The sequence below is a fragment of the Chromobacterium aquaticum genome (genome assembly GCF_021129195.1).
Classification (GTDB): domain Bacteria; phylum Pseudomonadota; class Gammaproteobacteria; order Burkholderiales; family Chromobacteriaceae; genus Chromobacterium; species Chromobacterium aquaticum.
In genome coordinates this window covers 37,980-54,748 of record NZ_JAJOHW010000082.1, presented here as the reverse complement: position 1 = coordinate 54,748, position 16,769 = coordinate 37,980, and the positions used below count along the sequence as shown (strand labels likewise).

The 16,769-nt window shown below is 64.7% G+C and carries 18 protein-coding genes; 11 read left to right on the top strand and 7 right to left on the bottom strand.

Annotated elements, in window-relative coordinates; genetic code table 11:
- Positions 1-50: 50 nt before the first annotated feature.
- On the bottom strand, positions 51-1,601 hold the full coding sequence (locus LQT98_RS12935; protein ID WP_231462699.1) for an APC family permease: 1,551 nt from the start codon (positions 1,599-1,601) through the stop codon (positions 51-53).
- Positions 1,602-1,985: 384 nt separating this feature from the next.
- Between LQT98_RS12935 and LQT98_RS12930 the strand changes: the two genes are divergently transcribed.
- A complete protein-coding gene (locus LQT98_RS12930; protein ID WP_231462698.1) occupies positions 1,986-3,074 on the top strand; it encodes a polyamine ABC transporter substrate-binding protein in 1,089 nt (362 codons plus the stop codon).
- A 205-nt stretch (positions 3,075-3,279) separates the two neighbouring features.
- Here LQT98_RS12930 and acnA read toward each other — a convergent pair whose 3' ends face one another.
- Entirely contained in the window at positions 3,280-5,952 is a 2,673-nt protein-coding gene (gene acnA, locus LQT98_RS12925; RefSeq protein ID WP_231462696.1) for an aconitate hydratase AcnA, read from the bottom strand.
- A 180-nt stretch (positions 5,953-6,132) separates the two neighbouring features.
- On the opposite strand from acnA, the gene fumC reads away from it, so the two are divergent.
- Positions 6,133-7,512 carry a class II fumarate hydratase gene (gene fumC, locus LQT98_RS12920; RefSeq protein WP_231462695.1) on the top strand — a complete coding sequence of 460 codons (1,380 nt, stop codon included), beginning with the start codon at positions 6,133-6,135 and terminating at the stop codon, positions 7,510-7,512.
- Positions 7,513-7,710: 198 nt separating this feature from the next.
- On the opposite strand, the gene LQT98_RS12915 is transcribed toward fumC, so the two are convergent.
- Complete coding sequence (locus LQT98_RS12915; protein WP_231462693.1) at positions 7,711-8,400, bottom strand: SOS response-associated peptidase; 690 nt, start codon at positions 8,398-8,400, stop codon at positions 7,711-7,713.
- Positions 8,401-8,627: 227 nt separating this feature from the next.
- On the opposite strand from LQT98_RS12915, the gene LQT98_RS12910 reads away from it, so the two are divergent.
- The 6 genes from LQT98_RS12910 (at position 8,628) to LQT98_RS12885 (ending at position 11,313) form a co-directional block, all read left to right on the top strand.
- Complete coding sequence (locus LQT98_RS12910; RefSeq protein ID WP_048411095.1) at positions 8,628-9,152, top strand: AAA family ATPase; 525 nt, start codon at positions 8,628-8,630, stop codon at positions 9,150-9,152.
- A 237-nt stretch (positions 9,153-9,389) separates the two neighbouring features.
- Positions 9,390-9,854: a hypothetical protein gene (locus LQT98_RS12905; protein WP_048411096.1), complete on the top strand. Its 465-nt coding sequence runs from the start codon at positions 9,390-9,392 to the stop codon at positions 9,852-9,854.
- Positions 9,855-9,975: 121 nt separating this feature from the next.
- Positions 9,976-10,248 carry a hypothetical protein gene (locus LQT98_RS12900; RefSeq protein ID WP_048411097.1) on the top strand — a complete coding sequence of 91 codons (273 nt, stop codon included), beginning with the start codon at positions 9,976-9,978 and terminating at the stop codon, positions 10,246-10,248.
- Positions 10,238-10,471 carry a hypothetical protein gene (locus LQT98_RS12895; protein ID WP_048411098.1) on the top strand — a complete coding sequence of 78 codons (234 nt, stop codon included), beginning with the start codon at positions 10,238-10,240 and terminating at the stop codon, positions 10,469-10,471. Before LQT98_RS12900 ends, LQT98_RS12895 begins: the two co-directional genes overlap by 11 nt.
- Before the next feature lie 127 nt (positions 10,472-10,598).
- A complete protein-coding gene (locus LQT98_RS12890; RefSeq protein WP_156183934.1) occupies positions 10,599-10,754 on the top strand; it encodes a DUF5993 family protein in 156 nt (51 codons plus the stop codon).
- Positions 10,755-10,767: 13 nt separating this feature from the next.
- Positions 10,768-11,313 carry a disulfide bond formation protein B gene (locus tag LQT98_RS12885; protein ID WP_231462691.1) on the top strand — a complete coding sequence of 182 codons (546 nt, stop codon included), beginning with the start codon at positions 10,768-10,770 and terminating at the stop codon, positions 11,311-11,313.
- 18 nt (positions 11,314-11,331) lie between these two features.
- On the opposite strand, the gene LQT98_RS12880 is transcribed toward LQT98_RS12885, so the two are convergent.
- Positions 11,332-12,255 carry a DMT family transporter gene (locus tag LQT98_RS12880; RefSeq protein WP_231462689.1) on the bottom strand — a complete coding sequence of 308 codons (924 nt, stop codon included), beginning with the start codon at positions 12,253-12,255 and terminating at the stop codon, positions 11,332-11,334.
- A 118-nt stretch (positions 12,256-12,373) separates the two neighbouring features.
- Between LQT98_RS12880 and LQT98_RS12875 the strand changes: the two genes are divergently transcribed.
- Complete coding sequence (locus LQT98_RS12875) at positions 12,374-13,267, top strand: LysR substrate-binding domain-containing protein (protein ID WP_231462688.1); 894 nt, start codon at positions 12,374-12,376, stop codon at positions 13,265-13,267.
- Between the two features lie 19 nt (positions 13,268-13,286).
- On the opposite strand, the gene LQT98_RS12870 is transcribed toward LQT98_RS12875, so the two are convergent.
- Positions 13,287-13,562: a hypothetical protein gene (locus tag LQT98_RS12870; protein WP_048411127.1), complete on the bottom strand. Its 276-nt coding sequence runs from the start codon at positions 13,560-13,562 to the stop codon at positions 13,287-13,289.
- A 419-nt stretch (positions 13,563-13,981) separates the two neighbouring features.
- Complete coding sequence (locus tag LQT98_RS12865; RefSeq protein ID WP_231462687.1) at positions 13,982-14,656, bottom strand: hypothetical protein; 675 nt, start codon at positions 14,654-14,656, stop codon at positions 13,982-13,984.
- 265 nt (positions 14,657-14,921) lie between these two features.
- Here LQT98_RS12865 and LQT98_RS12860 point away from each other — a divergent pair, with 265 nt between their 5' ends.
- Together LQT98_RS12860 and LQT98_RS12855 are read left to right on the top strand one after the other, a co-directional pair.
- Positions 14,922-15,398 (top strand): MarR family winged helix-turn-helix transcriptional regulator, encoded by a 477-nt coding sequence (locus LQT98_RS12860; RefSeq protein WP_231462686.1) that lies wholly within the window; start codon positions 14,922-14,924, stop codon positions 15,396-15,398.
- Entirely contained in the window at positions 15,395-15,919 is a 525-nt protein-coding gene (locus LQT98_RS12855; RefSeq protein ID WP_231462685.1) for a hypothetical protein, read from the top strand. The genes LQT98_RS12860 and LQT98_RS12855 overlap by 4 nt, the downstream gene beginning before the upstream one ends.
- Here LQT98_RS12855 and LQT98_RS12850 read toward each other — a convergent pair.
- Positions 15,888-16,757, bottom strand: coding sequence for a LysR family transcriptional regulator (locus LQT98_RS12850; RefSeq protein ID WP_231462684.1), 870 nt, complete (start codon positions 16,755-16,757; stop codon positions 15,888-15,890). The two genes, LQT98_RS12855 and LQT98_RS12850, sit on opposite strands and share 32 nt — an antisense overlap.
- Between the last annotated feature and the right edge of the window lie 12 nt (positions 16,758-16,769).

Below are 16,769 nucleotides of genomic sequence, written 5' to 3'. Positions count from 1 at the left end.
TAGTCAAACATCAAAGCCGCCCTGCCGGGCGGCTTTTCATTTGCGCGCGCTCAGATCTTTTCGTCGAAGCTGAACACCGGCGTCCCCTTCTTCAACACCTCGCCGCGGAAAAAGGCCGGGTGCTGGCGGTACATGTACAGCATCAGCAACAAACCGACCACGGCCACCGTCACCCCCAGGATGAACACCAGACCCAGGCCGCCGATATGCGAACCGCTGCCGAAGGCCGGGTCCATGCTGTCCAGCGTGGTGCGGATCAGCGCGACGAACAACAGCGCCCCGCCCAAGCCCGGACACAGACCGCGCAGCAGGAAATGACGCACCGAGCTCAGCGCCTGCTTGCGGAAATACCAGACGCAGGCGAAGGCGGTCAGGCCGTAATAGAAGCACACCATCATGCCCAGCGCGGTAATGGTGTCGGACAACACATTCTCGCTCAGCACCCGCATCACCGCGTAAAACACCGAGGCCACCAACGCCGACACCACGGTGGCGTAGGCCGGCGCCTTGAAACGCGACTCCACCACCGCGTACTTGGGCGGCAAGGCCCGGTAATGGCCCATCGCCAGCATGGTGCGCGCCGGCGACATGAAAGTGGACTGCAAGGACGCGGCGGAACTGGACATCACCGCCAGCGACAGCAGAATGGCCGCCGGCCCCATCACCGGACCGGCCAGCGCGGTGAACACATTGGCGGCGATGGCCGGATTGGCGAGGCCGGTGGCGTCGGCGCCGACGCCGGCGAAGGACACCACCGCCGCGCTGATCAGCACATAAGAGCCCACCAGCAGCACCATCACCAGCGTGGCGGCCTTGCCGGACAGATTGGCGCGCTTGTCGCCGGTGGTTTCCTCGCTGATGGTCACCACCGTGTCCCAGCCCCAATAAGCGAAGATGGACACCGCCACCCCGGCGGCGAATTGGGAAAAACTCTCCACCGCGAAGGGGTTGAACCAGCTCCACTCCAGCGGGATGGAATACGGATGGCCGCCGTCGGCGGCGGCGCTGAACGCCGCCCAGGCGAACCAGGCCAGCACCAGCACCTGGAACGACACCAATACATACTGCACCCGCTTGGTGGATTGCAGGCCACGGCAGGAAATCCAGGTGGCCACCGCCATGAAGCCGAGGCAGGAAGCGATGTTCACCGCCGTGTTGTCAGGCAGGGCCGCGATGTCCGGCCGCCCCAGCGCCTGGCCCAAGGCCAGATACATGAAATCCATCGCCACCGCGGCGGTATTGGACAGCACCAGCACCGTGGACACCACCAGCCCCCAGCCGGCGATCCAGCCTATCCACGGCCCAAACGCGCGCGTGGCCCAGGTGAAGGAGGTCCCGGCGTCCGGCATCTCGCGGTTCAGCTCGCGGTAGCCTATCGCCACCAGCAACATCGGAATGAAGCTGACGAAAAACACCGCCGGCATCTGCTTGCCCACCTGGGTGGCCGCCGGCCCCAGCGAGGCGGTCAGCGTATACGCCGGCGCGCACACCGAAATGCCGATCACCACCAGGCCGAGAATGCCGATGGAACCGGCGGGCAAACCCTTGGCGCTGAGTCCTCCCCCGTCCGGGGCCGGCAGCGCGTTGTCAACATTACGCATGGTGCATCTCCTTTGTCCGGGGCCGCGTCGCAACGTCGGCCCTCGCCTTGTTATGTGTCCGCGCCGGCATGCGAATGCCGCCGCGAATGCGCGCGTCCCGCCGTGTCGCCGGCCGATCCCGCTTATGGCAGGACCGCGCGCGTCAGGCGTGGTTGCATGGAGTATGCAGATAATTAACACAAAAACATCAAATGGCAAAAATAATAGACGGCACCACTACAGGACGATATGCTGGTTCGGCAAGCTGCGTCCCGCGCCTTGCGTAGAGCCGGGCCCACCCGGCCGCCGCGCCGCCGCACAGAACCTGTTCACGATCTGCGGCGATACCGATTTGAAAACAGGCTCCTAAGAGAGCCATGCAAAGAGAGAGAGAAGGAAGAGAACATGAACACCTGGAAGCACGCTCTGCTCGCGCTCGGCCTGACCAGCGCCGGCCTCGCTCAGGCCAATACCGTCAATGTCTACAACTGGTCCGACTATATCGCCCCCACCACCGTGCCGGCCTTCAGCAAGCAAACCGGCATCAAGGTCAATTACAGCGTCTACGACAGCATGGAAACCCTGAACGCCAAGCTGATGACCGGCCGCTCCGGCTTCGACCTGGTGGTTCCGTCCAATAATGTGCTGGGCCTGGGCATCAAGGCCGGGCTGTTTCAGCCGCTGGACAAAAGCAAGATCCCCAATTACAAGAACATCGACCCGGCGCTGCTGAAAATGATGGAAGTGTCCGACCCCGGCAATAAATACGCGGTGCCGTATTTCTGGGGCGTGATCACCCTGGGCATCAATGAGGAAAAGGTCAAGAAAGCGCTGGGCGGCAAACTGCCGGCCAATGAATGGGACCTGCTGTTCAAGCCGGAATACGTGTCCAAGCTCAAGTCCTGCGGCGTCAGCGTCCTGGATTCCCCATCCGAATTCTTCCCGATGGCGCTGCACTACTTCGGCAAGGACCCGGGCAGCACCAAGGAAGCCGACTACCGCGCCATCATGCCGCAGCTCAACGCCATCCGCGCCAGCGTCACCCGCTTCTCCTCCTCCGGCTACATCAACGACATGGCCAGCGGCGAAGTCTGCCTGGCCATGGGCTATGGCGGCGACCTCAATATCGCCAAGCGCCGCGCCGCCGACTCCAAGAACGGCGTCAAGGTGGTTCCGCTGATGCCCAAACAGGGCGTGGCCATCTGGGTGGACAGCATGACCATCCCCAAGGACGCCAAGAACACCGCCAACGCGCTGGCCTTCATCAACTACAGCCTGGATCCCAAGATCGCCGCGGACAACGCCAATACCGTGACCTTCGCGCCGGGCAGCCTGCCGGCGCGGCAATTCGTCGGCAAGCAGTATCTGAATGAACGCTCCATCTTCCCCAATGCCGAAGACCTGAAAAACAGCTTCATCCAGAGAAGCGTGGGCCAGGATACGCTGCGCATCTACGGCCGGCTGTGGCAGAACTTCAAGCTGGGCCGCAGCTAAGAAGGTGTTTACGATCTCGCGAGCTAAGGCGAAAACGAGAGAAAAAGCGGAATGTACGCGTGGTACATCAGCATTTTGAGCTCGGTTTCAACGCCGTAGCGCCGACGCGCAGCGGATCGTAAACAGCTTCTAAGCCCGCCGCGCCAATGACCAACAGCCGCGATAAGCGGCTGTTGGTCATTGGGAACGATTCAAACGCGGCGCTTCAGCTCAACAACTGGCGCAACACATAGGGCAGGATGCCGCCGTGTTGGTAGTAATCCACCTCCACCGGCGTGTCGATGCGCAGCAGCAAGGGCAGCTCGCGCTCGCCGCCGGCGGCGTCGCGGATCAGCAGGCGCACCCGCTGCTGCGGCGCGATGCCGTCCTCCAGCCCGCGCAGCTCGAAGGTCTCGTCGCCCTTGAGGCCGGCGGCGCTATCGCCGTCCAGGAACTGCAGCGGCAACACCCCCATGCCCACCAGATTGGAACGGTGGATGCGCTCGAAGCTCTTGGCCACCACCGCCCTCACCCCCAGCAGCCGCGTGCCCTTGGCCGCCCAGTCGCGGCTGGAGCCGGTGCCGTACTCCTCGCCGGCGAAGATCAGCGTCGGCGTGCCGGCGCGCACATAGGTCATCGCCGCGTCGTAAATCGACATCTGCTCGCCGTCCGGCTGCAGCAGGGTCAGGCCGCCCTCCACCGGCTTGCCGTCGGCGTCCGGCGCCAACATCAGGTTGCGGATGCGCACATTGGCGAAAGTGCCGCGCATCATCACCTCGTGATGGCCGCGACGCGAGCCGTAGCTGTTGAAATCGCCGGGCGTGATGCCCTGCGCCTGCAGATACAGGCCGGCCGGCGAACTCGGCTTGATCGAGCCGGCCGGGCTGATATGGTCGGTGGTCACCGAGTCGCCGAAGATCGCCAAGGCGCGCGCGCCGCGGATCGGCGGCTGCGGCGTCGGCTGCATCGCGAAATCCTGGAAGAACGGCGGCTCGGCGATATAGCTGGACGGCTCCCAGCCGTAAACCTCGCCCACGCTGGCGGCGATATCGTTCCACAGCGGGTTGCCGCTGGCGAAATCCTGGTACAAACGGCGATAAGTGGCCGCGTCCGTCGCTTGCAGCAAGGCGGCGCCCACCTCCTGCTGGCTGGGCCAGACATCGCGCAGATACACCGGCTTGCCGTCCACGCCGACGCCCAGCGGCTCATGTTCCAGATCGATATCCACCCGACCGGCGATGGCGAAGGCCACCACCAGCGGCGGGCTCATCAGGAAGTTGGCCTTGATCGCCGGATGAATGCGCGCCTCGAAGTTGCGGTTGCCGGACAACACCGACGCGCAGATCAGATCCTGGCCGCTGACCTCGCTTTCCAGCTGCGGCTCCAGCGGGCCGGCATTGCCGATGCAAGTGGTGCAGCCATAGGCGGCGACGCGGAAACCCAGCTGCTCCAGCGGCCCCAGCAAATGCGCCTTGCCCAGGTAATCGGTCACCACCCGCGAACCCGGCGCCAGCGAAGTCTTGATGTGGCCGGCCACGCTCAGGCCGCGCGCCACCGCCTTCTGCGCCAGCAGGCCGGCGGCCAGCATCACGCCGGGGTTGGAGGTATTGGTGCAGGAGGTGATCGCCGCGATCAGCACCGAGCCGTGACGCAGCTTGCCGCTGAAACCGCCGGCGCCCTCCTTGCCGTAGCCGCCGGCCTTGGCCGGCTGATGCAAGAGCTCGTTGAAGCGGTTTTTCAAATCCGGCAGCGCGATGCGGTCCTGCGGCCGGCGCGGGCCGGCCACGCTGGGCGCGACCGTGGCCAGGTCCAGCTCCAGCACGCTGCTGTAATCGATCTCGCCCGCCTGCGGCATGCCGAACATCTGCTGCGCCTGGAAATAGCGGCGGAACGCATCCACCTCCGCCTCGCTGCGGCCGGTGGCGGTCAGATAGGCGGCGGTCTGCTCGTCCGGCGGGAAGAAGCCCATGGTGGCGCCGTATTCCGGCGCCATGTTCGCCAGCGTCGCGCGGTCCTGCAAGGTCAGCGAGGCCGCGCCTTCGCCGTGGAACTCCACGAACTTGCCCACCACCTGCGCCTTGCGCAGCAGCTCGGTCACGGTCAGCACCAGATCGGTGGCGGTCACGCCCTCGCCCAGCCTGCCCTTCAAATGCACGCCCACCACGTCCGGCGTCAGGAAATACACCGGCTGGCCCAGCATGCCGGCTTCCGCCTCGATGCCGCCCACGCCCCAGCCCACCACGCCCAGAGCGTTGATCATGGTGGTGTGCGAATCCGTGCCCACCAGGCTGTCCGGGTAATACACCCCATCCTTGCTCAGCACTCCGCGCGCCAGATACTCCAGGTTCACCTGGTGCACGATGCCTATGCCCGGCGGCACCACCTTGAAGGTGTCGAAGGCCTGCATCCCCCATTTGATGAAACGGTAGCGCTCCGCGTTGCGGCGGAATTCCAGTTTCATGTTAAGGTCCAAGGCGTTGTTCTCACGGAAATGGTCGATCTGCACCGAGTGATCCACCACCAGGTCCACCGGCACCAGCGGTTCGATGCGCTTGGGCGGCTTGCCGGCGCGCTCGGCCACCGAACGCATCGCCGCCAGATCGCACAGCAGCGGCACCCCGGTGAAATCCTGCAGCACGATGCGCGCCACCACGAAGGGGATTTCCTCGCTGCGCGCCGCGCGCGGCTGCCAGCCGGCCAGCTGGCGCACATGCGCGTCGGTCACGCGCTGGCCGTCCAGATGGCGCAGCAAGGACTCCAGCACGATGCGCAGCGACACCGGCAGCCGGCCGACATCGCCAACCCCCAGCTCCGCCAGCGCCGGCAGCGAATGGAATTGACAGGACTGGCCCGACGCCAGGGTAAAGGAACGCAAAGTGGATTCGGAACGAAGCGACATGAAGGACTCCTGTTGAAAGCCAAGATGCAAGCAAGGACGAAAACATAAGGGAACGCCGCTAAAGTGCTCAGCCCTGAGGCGCTCCGCCAAGAGGTCAGACCGGAAAACAGGTCAATGGTTCAGCCCTGAACTTGCATTTAGCATACAATCGAAACCTCATTCCCGTGCGAAAGGCATGCCATGACACACAGAATAGAACACGATTCCTTCGGCGACATCGAAGTCCCCGCCAACGCGCTATGGGGCGCGCAGACCCAGCGCTCGCTCGGCCACTTCGCCATCTCCAGCGAAACCCTGCCGCTGGAACTGATCCTGGCGCTGGCCCAGGTCAAGCGCGCCGCCGCGCTGGCCAACCGCGAACTGGGCACGCTGCCGGCGGAGAAAGCCGACGCCATCGTCCTCGCCGCCGACGAAGTGCTGGCCGGCAAGCATCCGGACGCCTTCCCGCTATCGGTATGGCAAACCGGCTCCGGCACCCAGAGCAATATGAATATGAACGAGGTGCTGGCCAACCGCGCGTCCGAATTGCTGGGCGGCGAGCGCGGCCCGGGGCGGCGCATCCACCCCAATGACGACGTCAACCGCGGCCAATCCTCCAACGACATCTTCCCCACCGCCATGCATGTCGCCGCCGCGCGCGCGGTGCACGACAAGCTGCTGCCGGCGCTGGGCCGGCTGCGCGCCGCGCTGCTGGACAAAGTGGCCGCCTTCGCCGACATCGTCAAGATCGGCCGCACCCATTTGCAGGACGCGACGCCGCTGACCCTGGGCCAGGAACTGTCCGGCTGGGTGGACCAACTGGAACAGGCCGAACACGCCATCCGCGCCGCGCTGCCAGGCCTCTATCAATTGGCGGTCGGCGGCACCGCCGTCGGCACCGGCCTCAATACCCATCCGGAGTTCGGCGCCCGCGTGGCCGCGGAACTCAATCACGCCTGCGGCCTGCCCTTCGCCAGCGCCGGCAACAAGTTCGCCGCGCTGGCCGGCCACGATGCGCTGGTGCACGCCCATGGCGCGCTCAAGCAACTGGCCACGGTGCTGATCAAGATCGCCAACGACATCCGCTGGCTGGCCTCCGGCCCGCGCAGCGGCCTGGGCGAACTGCTGATCCCGGAAAACGAGCCGGGCAGCTCCATCATGCCGGGCAAGGTCAACCCCACCCAGTGCGAGGCGATGACCATGCTCTGCTGCCAAGTGCTGGGCAACGACGTGGCGCTGTCCATCGGCGCCGCCTCCGGCAATTTCGAGCTGAACGTGTTCAAGCCGCTGATCGCGCACAACTTCCAGCAAAGCGCGCGCCTGCTCGCCGACGGCATGGACAGCCTCAACCATCATTGCGTGCACGGCATGCAGGCCAACCGCGCGCGCATCGAGCAATTGCTGGAGCAATCGCTGATGCTGGTCACCGCGCTCAACCCTCACATCGGCTACGACAAGGCCGCCGCCATCGCCAAGCTGGCCCACGCCAACGGCGGCACCCTCAAGCAGGCGGCGCTGGAGCTGGGCTATGTGACGGCGGAGCAGTTTGATCAGTGGGTGGATCCGAAGGCGATGATCTAAGAACCTGTTTACGATCTGCTGCGCGCCGTGGAGCGTTACAGGTCAGTACGAGCTCAAAATGCTCATGCACCACCTGTACATGCCGCTTTTTCGCTCGTTTTCGCCTTGTCTCGCGAGATCGTAAACACGTACTAAAAGCCGGTTCACGCTCTTCCTCGCGGTTGCTCGCGGCGAAGAGCATGAACAGGCGGCAGTCGCTCAGTCGAACAAACCCAGGGTTCGCGGCAGCGGCTGCGGCGCCGGCTTGGACGCGCCCTGGCGCGGCGCCAGCGGCGCGTCCTCGGCGCGCATCTCCTCCGCCGGATACAGCCGCAGCAAGCGCTGCGCCTCCTCCGGCCGCCGCGCCGTCAACCAGGCCTGGTAGTCCTGCGGCCGCACGATCACCAGCGAACGCTTCTCGTCCTCCGGCTTATGGGTGCGGCGCATCAGCGCATGCGCCTCGGCGTTGACCGTCAATTGGGTGAAGGCGTGGCTGATCGAGCCGTCCGGCTCCGACCACGCGCGCCACAAGCCGGCCACCGCGAACGGCGCGTCGTCGGCCAGGCCGATGCGCCAGCGCAGCGCGCGGCCGCTTTCATACGAGGGTTCGAAGAAGGCGCGCATCGGCACCAGGCAGCGCTGGCCGGCGCGCCATGGGTAGCGGAAGTTTTTCAGCTCGGCCACGGTTTCCGAACGCGCATTGGTGGTGGACAGCCGCAGGCCTTCCGGCTGATGGCGCTTGGGCACCAGGCCGTAATTGCCCAGCCGCAGTTCCAAACCCTGGCGGCCGGCGACGATGAAGGGCGCGGCGTAGTCCTGCCACGCCTCTTCTTGCCAGACCAGCCCGCCGGCCTCGACGCCGAACAGCGGCAGTTGATCCGGATGGGGACACAGATAATTGACGCACATCGGCTCAGTCTACCGGATCTTGCGCCGGCCGGCCCGCCGCGGCGGTTTGACAAGCCCGCCCCAAGCGGCCACCATAAGGCCGCTATGCGCCGCTTCGCCCCTTACGCCAGCCAAGATTGGATTGACGCCTTTTTCTGAGGCGGGTTGGCGCGCGGCCAGACGAAGCCCGGCAACCCGCCCCAACCGGCGGGTTTTTTCATAGCTGCCCCTATCCCAAGGAGACTGTCATGCCAAGCAATGAACAATTCAAAGATACGGCCACTAAGGCGACACTGCACTTGGTTTGCGGCAAGATCGCGGCGGGCAAGTCCACGCTGACCCGCCGCCTGGCCGACCAGCCGCGCACCGTGCTGATCAGCGAAGACGATTGGCTGGCCAAGCTCTACCCCGGCGAAATCCGCACCCTGACCGATTACGTGCGCCGCTCGCAATCGCTGAAGGACGCGCTGGCGCCGCATCTCGCCGCCCTGCTCGGCCAAGGCCTGTCGGTGGTGCTGGACATGCCGGCCAACACCCTGGACAACCGCCGCTGGATGCGCGAGCTGATCGACGCCAGCGGCGCCGCCCACCAGCTGCACCACCTGGATGTGGACGACGATGCCTGCAAATCGCGGCTGCGCCAGCGCAATGCCAAGGGCAGCCACCCGTTCAGCGTCAGCGAGGCCGAGTTCGACCACATCACCCGCTACTTCGTGCCGCCCGGCGCGCAAGAAGGCTTCAACATCATCACCCACCGCAGCGCCGACGCCTGAAACCGGCATCGCCCCGCGCAGCGCCAGCCCCGGCTGGCGCTTTTTCATCCCCGCTGCACAAAAACAACGCCCTAAACCAGCCGCCGCCAATTTGCCAACGTCATTTACGCGCACGGTAAACGCCCATGCTTGCTGGCTTTGCGTCTTTTCGCTCCCAAATCATAACCATATGATTATGTTAAAAGCTAACCGATTGCCAGCTTACCACTCGGATATATTTAGGCTTGAATAGCCCACATGAACACGACCGAAATCCGCCGCTACAAGCTGGGCCTGTTGATCGCACGCGATTTCGACGGCAACGTCGCCCGATTCGCCGAGTTTATCGACCGCCGCCCTCCTCAAATCTACCGGCTGTTCTCCGACGCGCCAAGCGGCCGCGGCATGGGAGAAAGCCTGGCGCGCCACATCGAAAACTGCCTGGGCCTGCAGCGCTATTGGCTGGATGAAGAAGGCGACATGGACACGCTGCCGCCGTTGCGGGAGCGGGTTGCCGAGTACGAAGTGTCGCTATCGGAACAAGCCTTGCTGCAACTGCTGATCGACGACCTGCACCGCGCGATGCGCGGCAAGTCGCTCAGCCGCAAGAGCCTGATCTGCCTGCGCAGCATGGTGGACGCGTTGAGCCAGGACCTCAGCCGGGTCATAGACAACCAGCCGCTGGCGCTGCCCAATCCCGAGCAGGACGAACAGGACGACTGAGCCGTCGCGGCATTGCCCAATACGCAACACTCGTCCAAAACATAACCTAGCGGTTATTGTTATTTAATATCTTGATTGATAGGCTAGGCCAGTCGCTTCGTCCATGATCATGGAGACTGGCATGACCTTCGAACCGTTACGCCCCAGACTCACCGATCACGGCAGCTGCATCGCCGTGGAAAGCCTGCGCCTGCTCAAGCCGCTGCCCAGCGTCAAGGCCATGCTGCACACCCCCAGGGGCGTGCTGCCGCGCAAGGTGTGCGCGGTGTGCATCCATCACCAGCGGCTCTGGGCGGACCGCCACACCGGCTCGCTCTACTGCGCCGAAACCGGTTACAGCCTGCGCTATACCAGCTTGCGCCTTTATATCGCGCCCCAGCCGCATGAAGCCTGACCCGCCGCCGCCCGACACCGCCACGGCTTGCCGGCTGGCGATGGACACGCTGCAATCGCTGGAGCCGCTGCTCCACGCGATCACGCGGCTCAATCAATTGTCCGATCCGCGCGCGCGCCAGCACATCGCCGGGCTGTGCCAGCTGGCGACCACCATGCTGCAAGACAGCCACAACGAGCTGGACCTGATCCGCGAACAAGCCGAGACGCCGCCTCCGCGCTGAGCTGGCCGCCACGCCCGTCCCCGCCTGCCGCGCGGCGCTATATCCCCAAGCCTTGCGCCAATGCTAATCTTCAGCACAAGGCCGGCGTCCGCCGGCGCCCCATCGCCACCACCACAAGGACTCCCCGATGGACACCCTGCTGTTTCTGCTGCTCGCCGCCGCCATGCTGGCGCTGATCCTGCGCAAGCGCCAATGGGCTTACGCCTGCTGGGGCCTCGCCTTCGCGCTGACCCTGTACTGGTTCAAATTCCACGCCACCAGCATGCTGCCCATCTCCCTGTAAGGACGCGCCCATCATGTCGAAACTCACCGGCCAGCTGAACTTGCTGGGCCTGCTGCTGATCAATCTATTATTGCTGGTCGCCTTTTACTTCCAATTCGCCCAACATGAGCTGCCCTGCCCGCTATGCCTGCTGCAGCGCGTGGCCTTGAGCGCGATCGCGGTGGCGTTGGCCGCCAATGTGCTGCTGGGCGACAAGCCCGGCCATTACGGCATGATGCTGCTGGCCGCCGCCGCCGGCTTTCTGGTGGCCGGCCGCCAAGTGCTGCTGCACATCGCCCCCGGCGATGCCGGCTTCGGCCCGCCCATCCTCGGCCTGCACTTCTACACCTGGGCCGCGCTCGCCTTCTTCGGCGTCTTCATCGGCTGCGCGCTGCTGCTGATGCTGTGCCAGCAAACGCGCAGTTTCGACCAGCAAGCGCCGGCGCGGCTGGCCCCGCTGGCCAAGGCCGGCATCGCGCTCACCCTATTGCTGCTGCTGGGCAATGCCTTGTCGGTGTTCCTGGAATGCGGGCTGGTCGCCTGCGGCGAAAGCCCGGTCCGCTATCTGCTGCTCAATTGACGCGCGCCCGCGCCGCCGCTAAATCGACCAATCCTCATCCGGCGCGGCGGCGCGCGCCGCCGGCGCCTCCGGTCGCAGCACCAGCCACAAGGCCAGCGCGATCAACGCGCCGCCAAGCGCCTGCAGGCCGCTGACCGTCTCGCCCAGCGCCAGCCAGCTCCAGAACATGCCAAAGGGCGGAATCAGAAACGTCACCGTCAGGGCCTTCAACGGGCCGACATCGGCGATCAGGCGGAAATACAGCACATAAGCCAGCGCGGTGCACAGCAAGCCCAGCGCCAGCAAGGCGGCCCACACCCGCGGCCCCGCCTCCGGCCAGGACAGCGGCTGCGCGGCCGCCTGCCACAGCATGAAGGGCAGCAGCAGCAAGACCGCGCCCAGCTGGCTGCCCAAGGCCACCACCCGGCTGTCCAGCCCGCCACGGTCCGCGATCCAGCGCTTGGTCAGAAAGCCGGCCAGCCCGTAGCAAGCGGTCGCCGCCAGGCAGGCCGCCACGCCCCACAAGGCCGCCGGGTCCGTCGCCGGACCGGTGCGGGTCAGCACCGCCACCCCGCCCAGGCCGATCAGCACCCCGGCCAGCTTGTTGGCGCCAATGCGTTCGCCAAACAGCGCCGCGCCGATCAACACCCCCATCAAGGGCGTGCTGGCGTTCAAAATCGCGCTATAGCCGGCCGGCAACACCCGCGCCGCCAGCGCGAACAATAGAAACGGCAGCCCGGAATTGATCACGCCCAACAGCAGCGTGGCGCGCAGCTTGCCGTGAAAGGACAGCCGCAAACGCAGCAGCGCGATCAAGCCCAGCAGGCCGGCCGCCCCCAGCGCCACCCGGCCCAGGGCCGTCGGCGCCGCGCCCAACACCGGCGCGACGATGCGCATGAATAAAAAGCTGCCGCCCCACAAGGCCGCCAACAGCAGCAAACGTCCCAGACTCGCCATCCCCATGATGCTTCCCTCCACCTTGTATTGAATCCGCCTAAACCGGATACTGAAATCATCCATGCCGTCAGCCGCGCTAACAAACGATTTCTCCTGTTCAAGCATTTAGCAAAGCTAAACTCATATGCCCAAGCCACCGCTGGAATCCCTGCGCTTCTTTGAAGCCGCCGCGCGCCGGCTCAGCGTCAAGCTCGCCGCCGAGGAACTCCACGTCACCCCCGGCGCGGTGTCCCAGCAGCTGCGCAAGCTGGAAGACTGCCTGGGCCAGCCGCTGTTCGAACGCCACGCCCGCGGCCTGACCCTGAACACAGCCGGCCGCGACTACCTGGCCGCCTGCCAGCGCGCGCTGGCCGAGATAGACCGCGCCACCGCCCACCTCATCGCCGCCCGCCGCGTGATCCTGCTCAGCTGCACCCCGTCGTTTGGCGCGCAATGGCTGATTCCGCGCTTGCAGGACTTCCTGCGCGCGCATCCGCGCATCGACGTCCACGTCAGCACCGGCAACCGCGTGGTCGATCTCGCCACGGAAAACATCCACTTCGCCGTGCGTCACGGCCTGGGCGACTACCCCGGCCTCAGCGTCAGCAAGCTGCTGGACGACGAACTGGTGCCGGTATGCGCGCCGACGCTGCCAGCGCGGCTGGACGCGCTCAGCGGCGAGCGGCTGTTGCACGACGAGCACCGCGGCGACTGGCGGCTATGGAGCCGCGCCGCCGGCCTGAACACGCTGGATTGCGAACAAGGCGTGGTCTGCGTCGATTCCAACGCCGCCATCGAAGCGGCGCTGGCCGGCCGCGGCTACGCACTGGCGCGGCGCTCGCTGCTGCAAATCGAACTGGCCGCCGGCCGCCTGCGCCAACTGCCGGCGCCGCCGCTGCCGAGCGCGCTCGCTTATTACCTGATACACCGCCCGGACACGGTGCGCGACCCGGAAATGGGCATCTTTAAACAATGGCTGCTGGAACAAGCGGCGGCGACCCAAAACAAAAGCCCGCCGAGCGGCGGGCTGGAGACGTGACAGCGTCTTGGCGGGATGTTTACAAACGCAGGTTCTCGATGCGGACCACATGCGGCGGCTTGCCGCCCAGCGGTTGGAAGATGTACACCGCCACCAAGTGCGGCTGCGCGCCGGGGTAGACCACTTCCGCGCTGGCCAGGAAGATGAAGTTCTCCCCCGCCACCACCTGGGTGGATACCGCCAAGGGCACGTATTTCACGCCCAGCAGGCCTTCGGTGGCCTGATGAAACACCTTGCGATCCTGCTCGTTCAAGGGCCGGAACCCGGACCAACCGCCCAGCAATTGTTCAGACATGATCATGCTCCCGTAATGAGTTATCCAACACTGGAGACCACACGGAGCAGGCTACGCCCGCCCCGCCCACAGCCGGTATAGCAAGCGCATCGAAGCCGGGGCAAGGTTTTAGTTATTACTACGTAATTGACTTTTAGAATTTAATTACCATTTGTCATTAATATGGCACCAAGCGGACTGAGCCCCCGCTAGTCCAAGCGCCAAGGCCGCCAACACACGCAAAAAAACCCACGGTTTTCCGTGGGTTTTTCATTAGCAGTACGCGAGACCAAGCTCTCAGAGTCTGTTCAAAGTCTCGCGAGCAAGGGCGAGACAAGGCGAAAACGAGCGAAAAAGCGGAATGTACAAACGGTACATGAGCATTTTGAGCTCGGTTTCAACGCCGTATCGCCGAAGCGCAGCAGACTTTGAACAGGTTCTCAGAAATTCAAAGCCCAATCCGGCTGCAAATCCTTGATCAACTGCGGCGGCAGGCGTTCGCCCTCCACCAGCAAGGAGCATTCCAGCGAGAAATGCTTGGGATCGGACTTGGAAGCGATCAGCAACAAGCGCGGCACATCCGCGTACTGCTGCGAAGGCTTGATGGTTTTCCAAGCGCCCTTGTCCCACTGCCGGTACAGCGCGCAGACGCCGCCCTTATCCTTGGAACAGCTGAACTTCAAATCCGGCCGTTGTGCCACAAACTGCTTGAGCGTCATATCCCGCTGCCCCAGCAGCCGGAAACCCCAAGTATAAGTTTCCAATACGCCATTGACGTCCGACGGACCATTGGTGTTGTAGAAGTGCTCTTCCACGTAATTGCGCAAGGCCCACTGCGGCGTCAGCGCCACCGGCTGTTCGATGGCGGAATGGCGCAGCAGCGAAGTCAAACCCTCGGACGCGCCGCTGACATCCTCCTCCATCTCGCGCGCCTGATCGCGGATAGGCTGCATCCGCAGCGCGGCGCGGCCGTTCTCCACCGTCACCGGCAGACCGGGAATGGCCTTGCCGGGTTCGGCGATGTACCGGAAAAAACCACCGTCGCAATTGAACATCTGGCGCAGCGCCTCATCGTCGGCATGGGCATGCAGGCTGAGCAACATCAAGAAGGGCAAGAGTTTTTTCATTGGCTTTGAACTGAGCTTTTTTAGGAAGCCGACGATGCTAACATAGAAATTACATTTTCATTTTTGACTGTATTTACAAGAACATACGCATTTATCATTATCTGGCGCGCAACGCGCGTCGCCCGCCGTCTCTGCGCCTGCCGTCATTCCTGTATTGCCTCTATCCAACACAATACCGCCCTGAGTCACAAGGACTTGCAATTTGACAACTAGTTGTCAATAATGGCAACCAGTTGTCGAAAAGAGAAACCCTATGTCCACCAAGCAAAACCATCGCCCTCAAGACATCACCGAGCTGATGCTGCTGATCTTCCGCCTGAACGGCACCCTGCTGGAAAGAGGCGACCAACTGGTCGCCCACCTGGGCATCAATAGCGCGCGCTGGCAAGTGCTTGGCGCGGTGGGCCTGGCCGGCGCGCCGCAAACCGCGCCGCAGATCGCCGCCCGCATGGGCATCAGCCGCCAAGGCGCGCAAAAGCAACTGCACAAGCTGGTGGAAGAAGGCTATTTCGAGGTACAAGCCAATCCCCAGCACGCCCGCTCTCCGCTGTACCGGCTGAGCGCCCTGGGCGAGCGCACCGTCGCCGGCACCCAGCACAGCCAGACGCAATGGACCGAGCAACTGGCGCGGCAATTGCCCGACGCGGATTTCGCCGCCGCCTGCCACACCCTGCGCCAACTGCTGAGCACGCTGGACGCGCTCAGCCCACCGATTGGAGAAGAGCCATGAACCGTACTCTCAAGCTGATCCACTTCATCGCGCTGGCCCTGTTCCTGGGCAGCATCCTGGCCTGGGTCGTGCTGTCCGAAACCAGCCCGACCACGCCGGCCCTGCTGGCGCAGACACGGCAGCAAATCCAGACCGGCACCTGGGCACTGACCGTGCCCGGCCTGTGGCTGATCCTGTGCAGCGGCCTGCTGCTGGGCTACCGGCGCTACGGCCCGCGCAACCGCTTCTTCCAGCTCAAGCTGGGCCTGACGCTGCTGATTCTGCTCAACGCCTCCTTGGTGGTGGTGCCGGCGGTGGACCAGGCCAATCAGCTGGCGCAAGCCGCGCTGCTGAATGGCTCGGGCGGCGCGCTGGGCGCGGACTTCCACGCCGCCACCCTGCGCGAGGCAATAGGCGGCGGGCTGAATATCCTGCTGATCCTGGCCACCGCCGCCGTTGGCGTCTGGCGCAGCGGCAGCCGCGGCCGCTTCAAGGCGGACGCCCCTGGCGTCAACGCAGGCGCTGCTGCAGAAATTCGATGAAGCGCTGGGTCTTGGCCGGCAGCAAGCGGGTTTCGGTCAGCGCATACACCGGCACCGGCGTGCCGCGCCAGCCCGGCAGGATTCGGCGCAGCGCGCCGTTGGCCACCTCATCGGCGACGATCTCCTCCGGCATCAGCACAATGCCCATGTCCAGCGTCGCCAAGCGCTTGGCCAAGCCGATGCTGTTCAAGGCGAAGCGGCTGTCCACCGCCACCTCGAGCTGCCGCCCCTCGCCGTGAAAGCGCCAGACGCCGGGCTTCAACACGCCCAGGCATTGATGTCGCGCCAGCGCCTCCGGGGCTGACGGCTCGCCCGCGCGCGCCAGATAAGCCGGCGACGCGTATAGATGCGGCGTCAGCGCGCCCAGCGGCCGCGCGATCAGCTGCGAGTTTTCCGGCACGCCCATGCGCACCGCGACATCGAAGGGCTCGCTGACCAGATCGACGCGCCGCGGCGTCAGGTCTAGATCGAAATCAATGCCGGGATGAAGCCGCGCAAACTCGGCGATCATCGGCGCCAGATAGATCACGGCGAAATCCACCGGCAGCGAGGCGCGCAGCACGCCGCTGGGCTGGGCCAGCATCTCGCCCAGTTGCTCATGCGCCAGCCTGGCCTCGTCGACGATGCGGCGGCAGCGCTCGTAATACAGCAACCCGGCCTCGGTCAGCTCGATGCGGCGAGTGGTGCGATGCAGCAGCCGCAGCCCGATCGACTTTTCCAGCGCGGCAATGCGCCGCGACAGCGTGGAATTCGGCACCCCGGTCGCCTCCGCCGCGCGGCGAAAGCCCTTGGCCTTGACCACCTCGACGAACAAGACCATATCGTTCAGCAGTTCCACCCCATTGCTCCA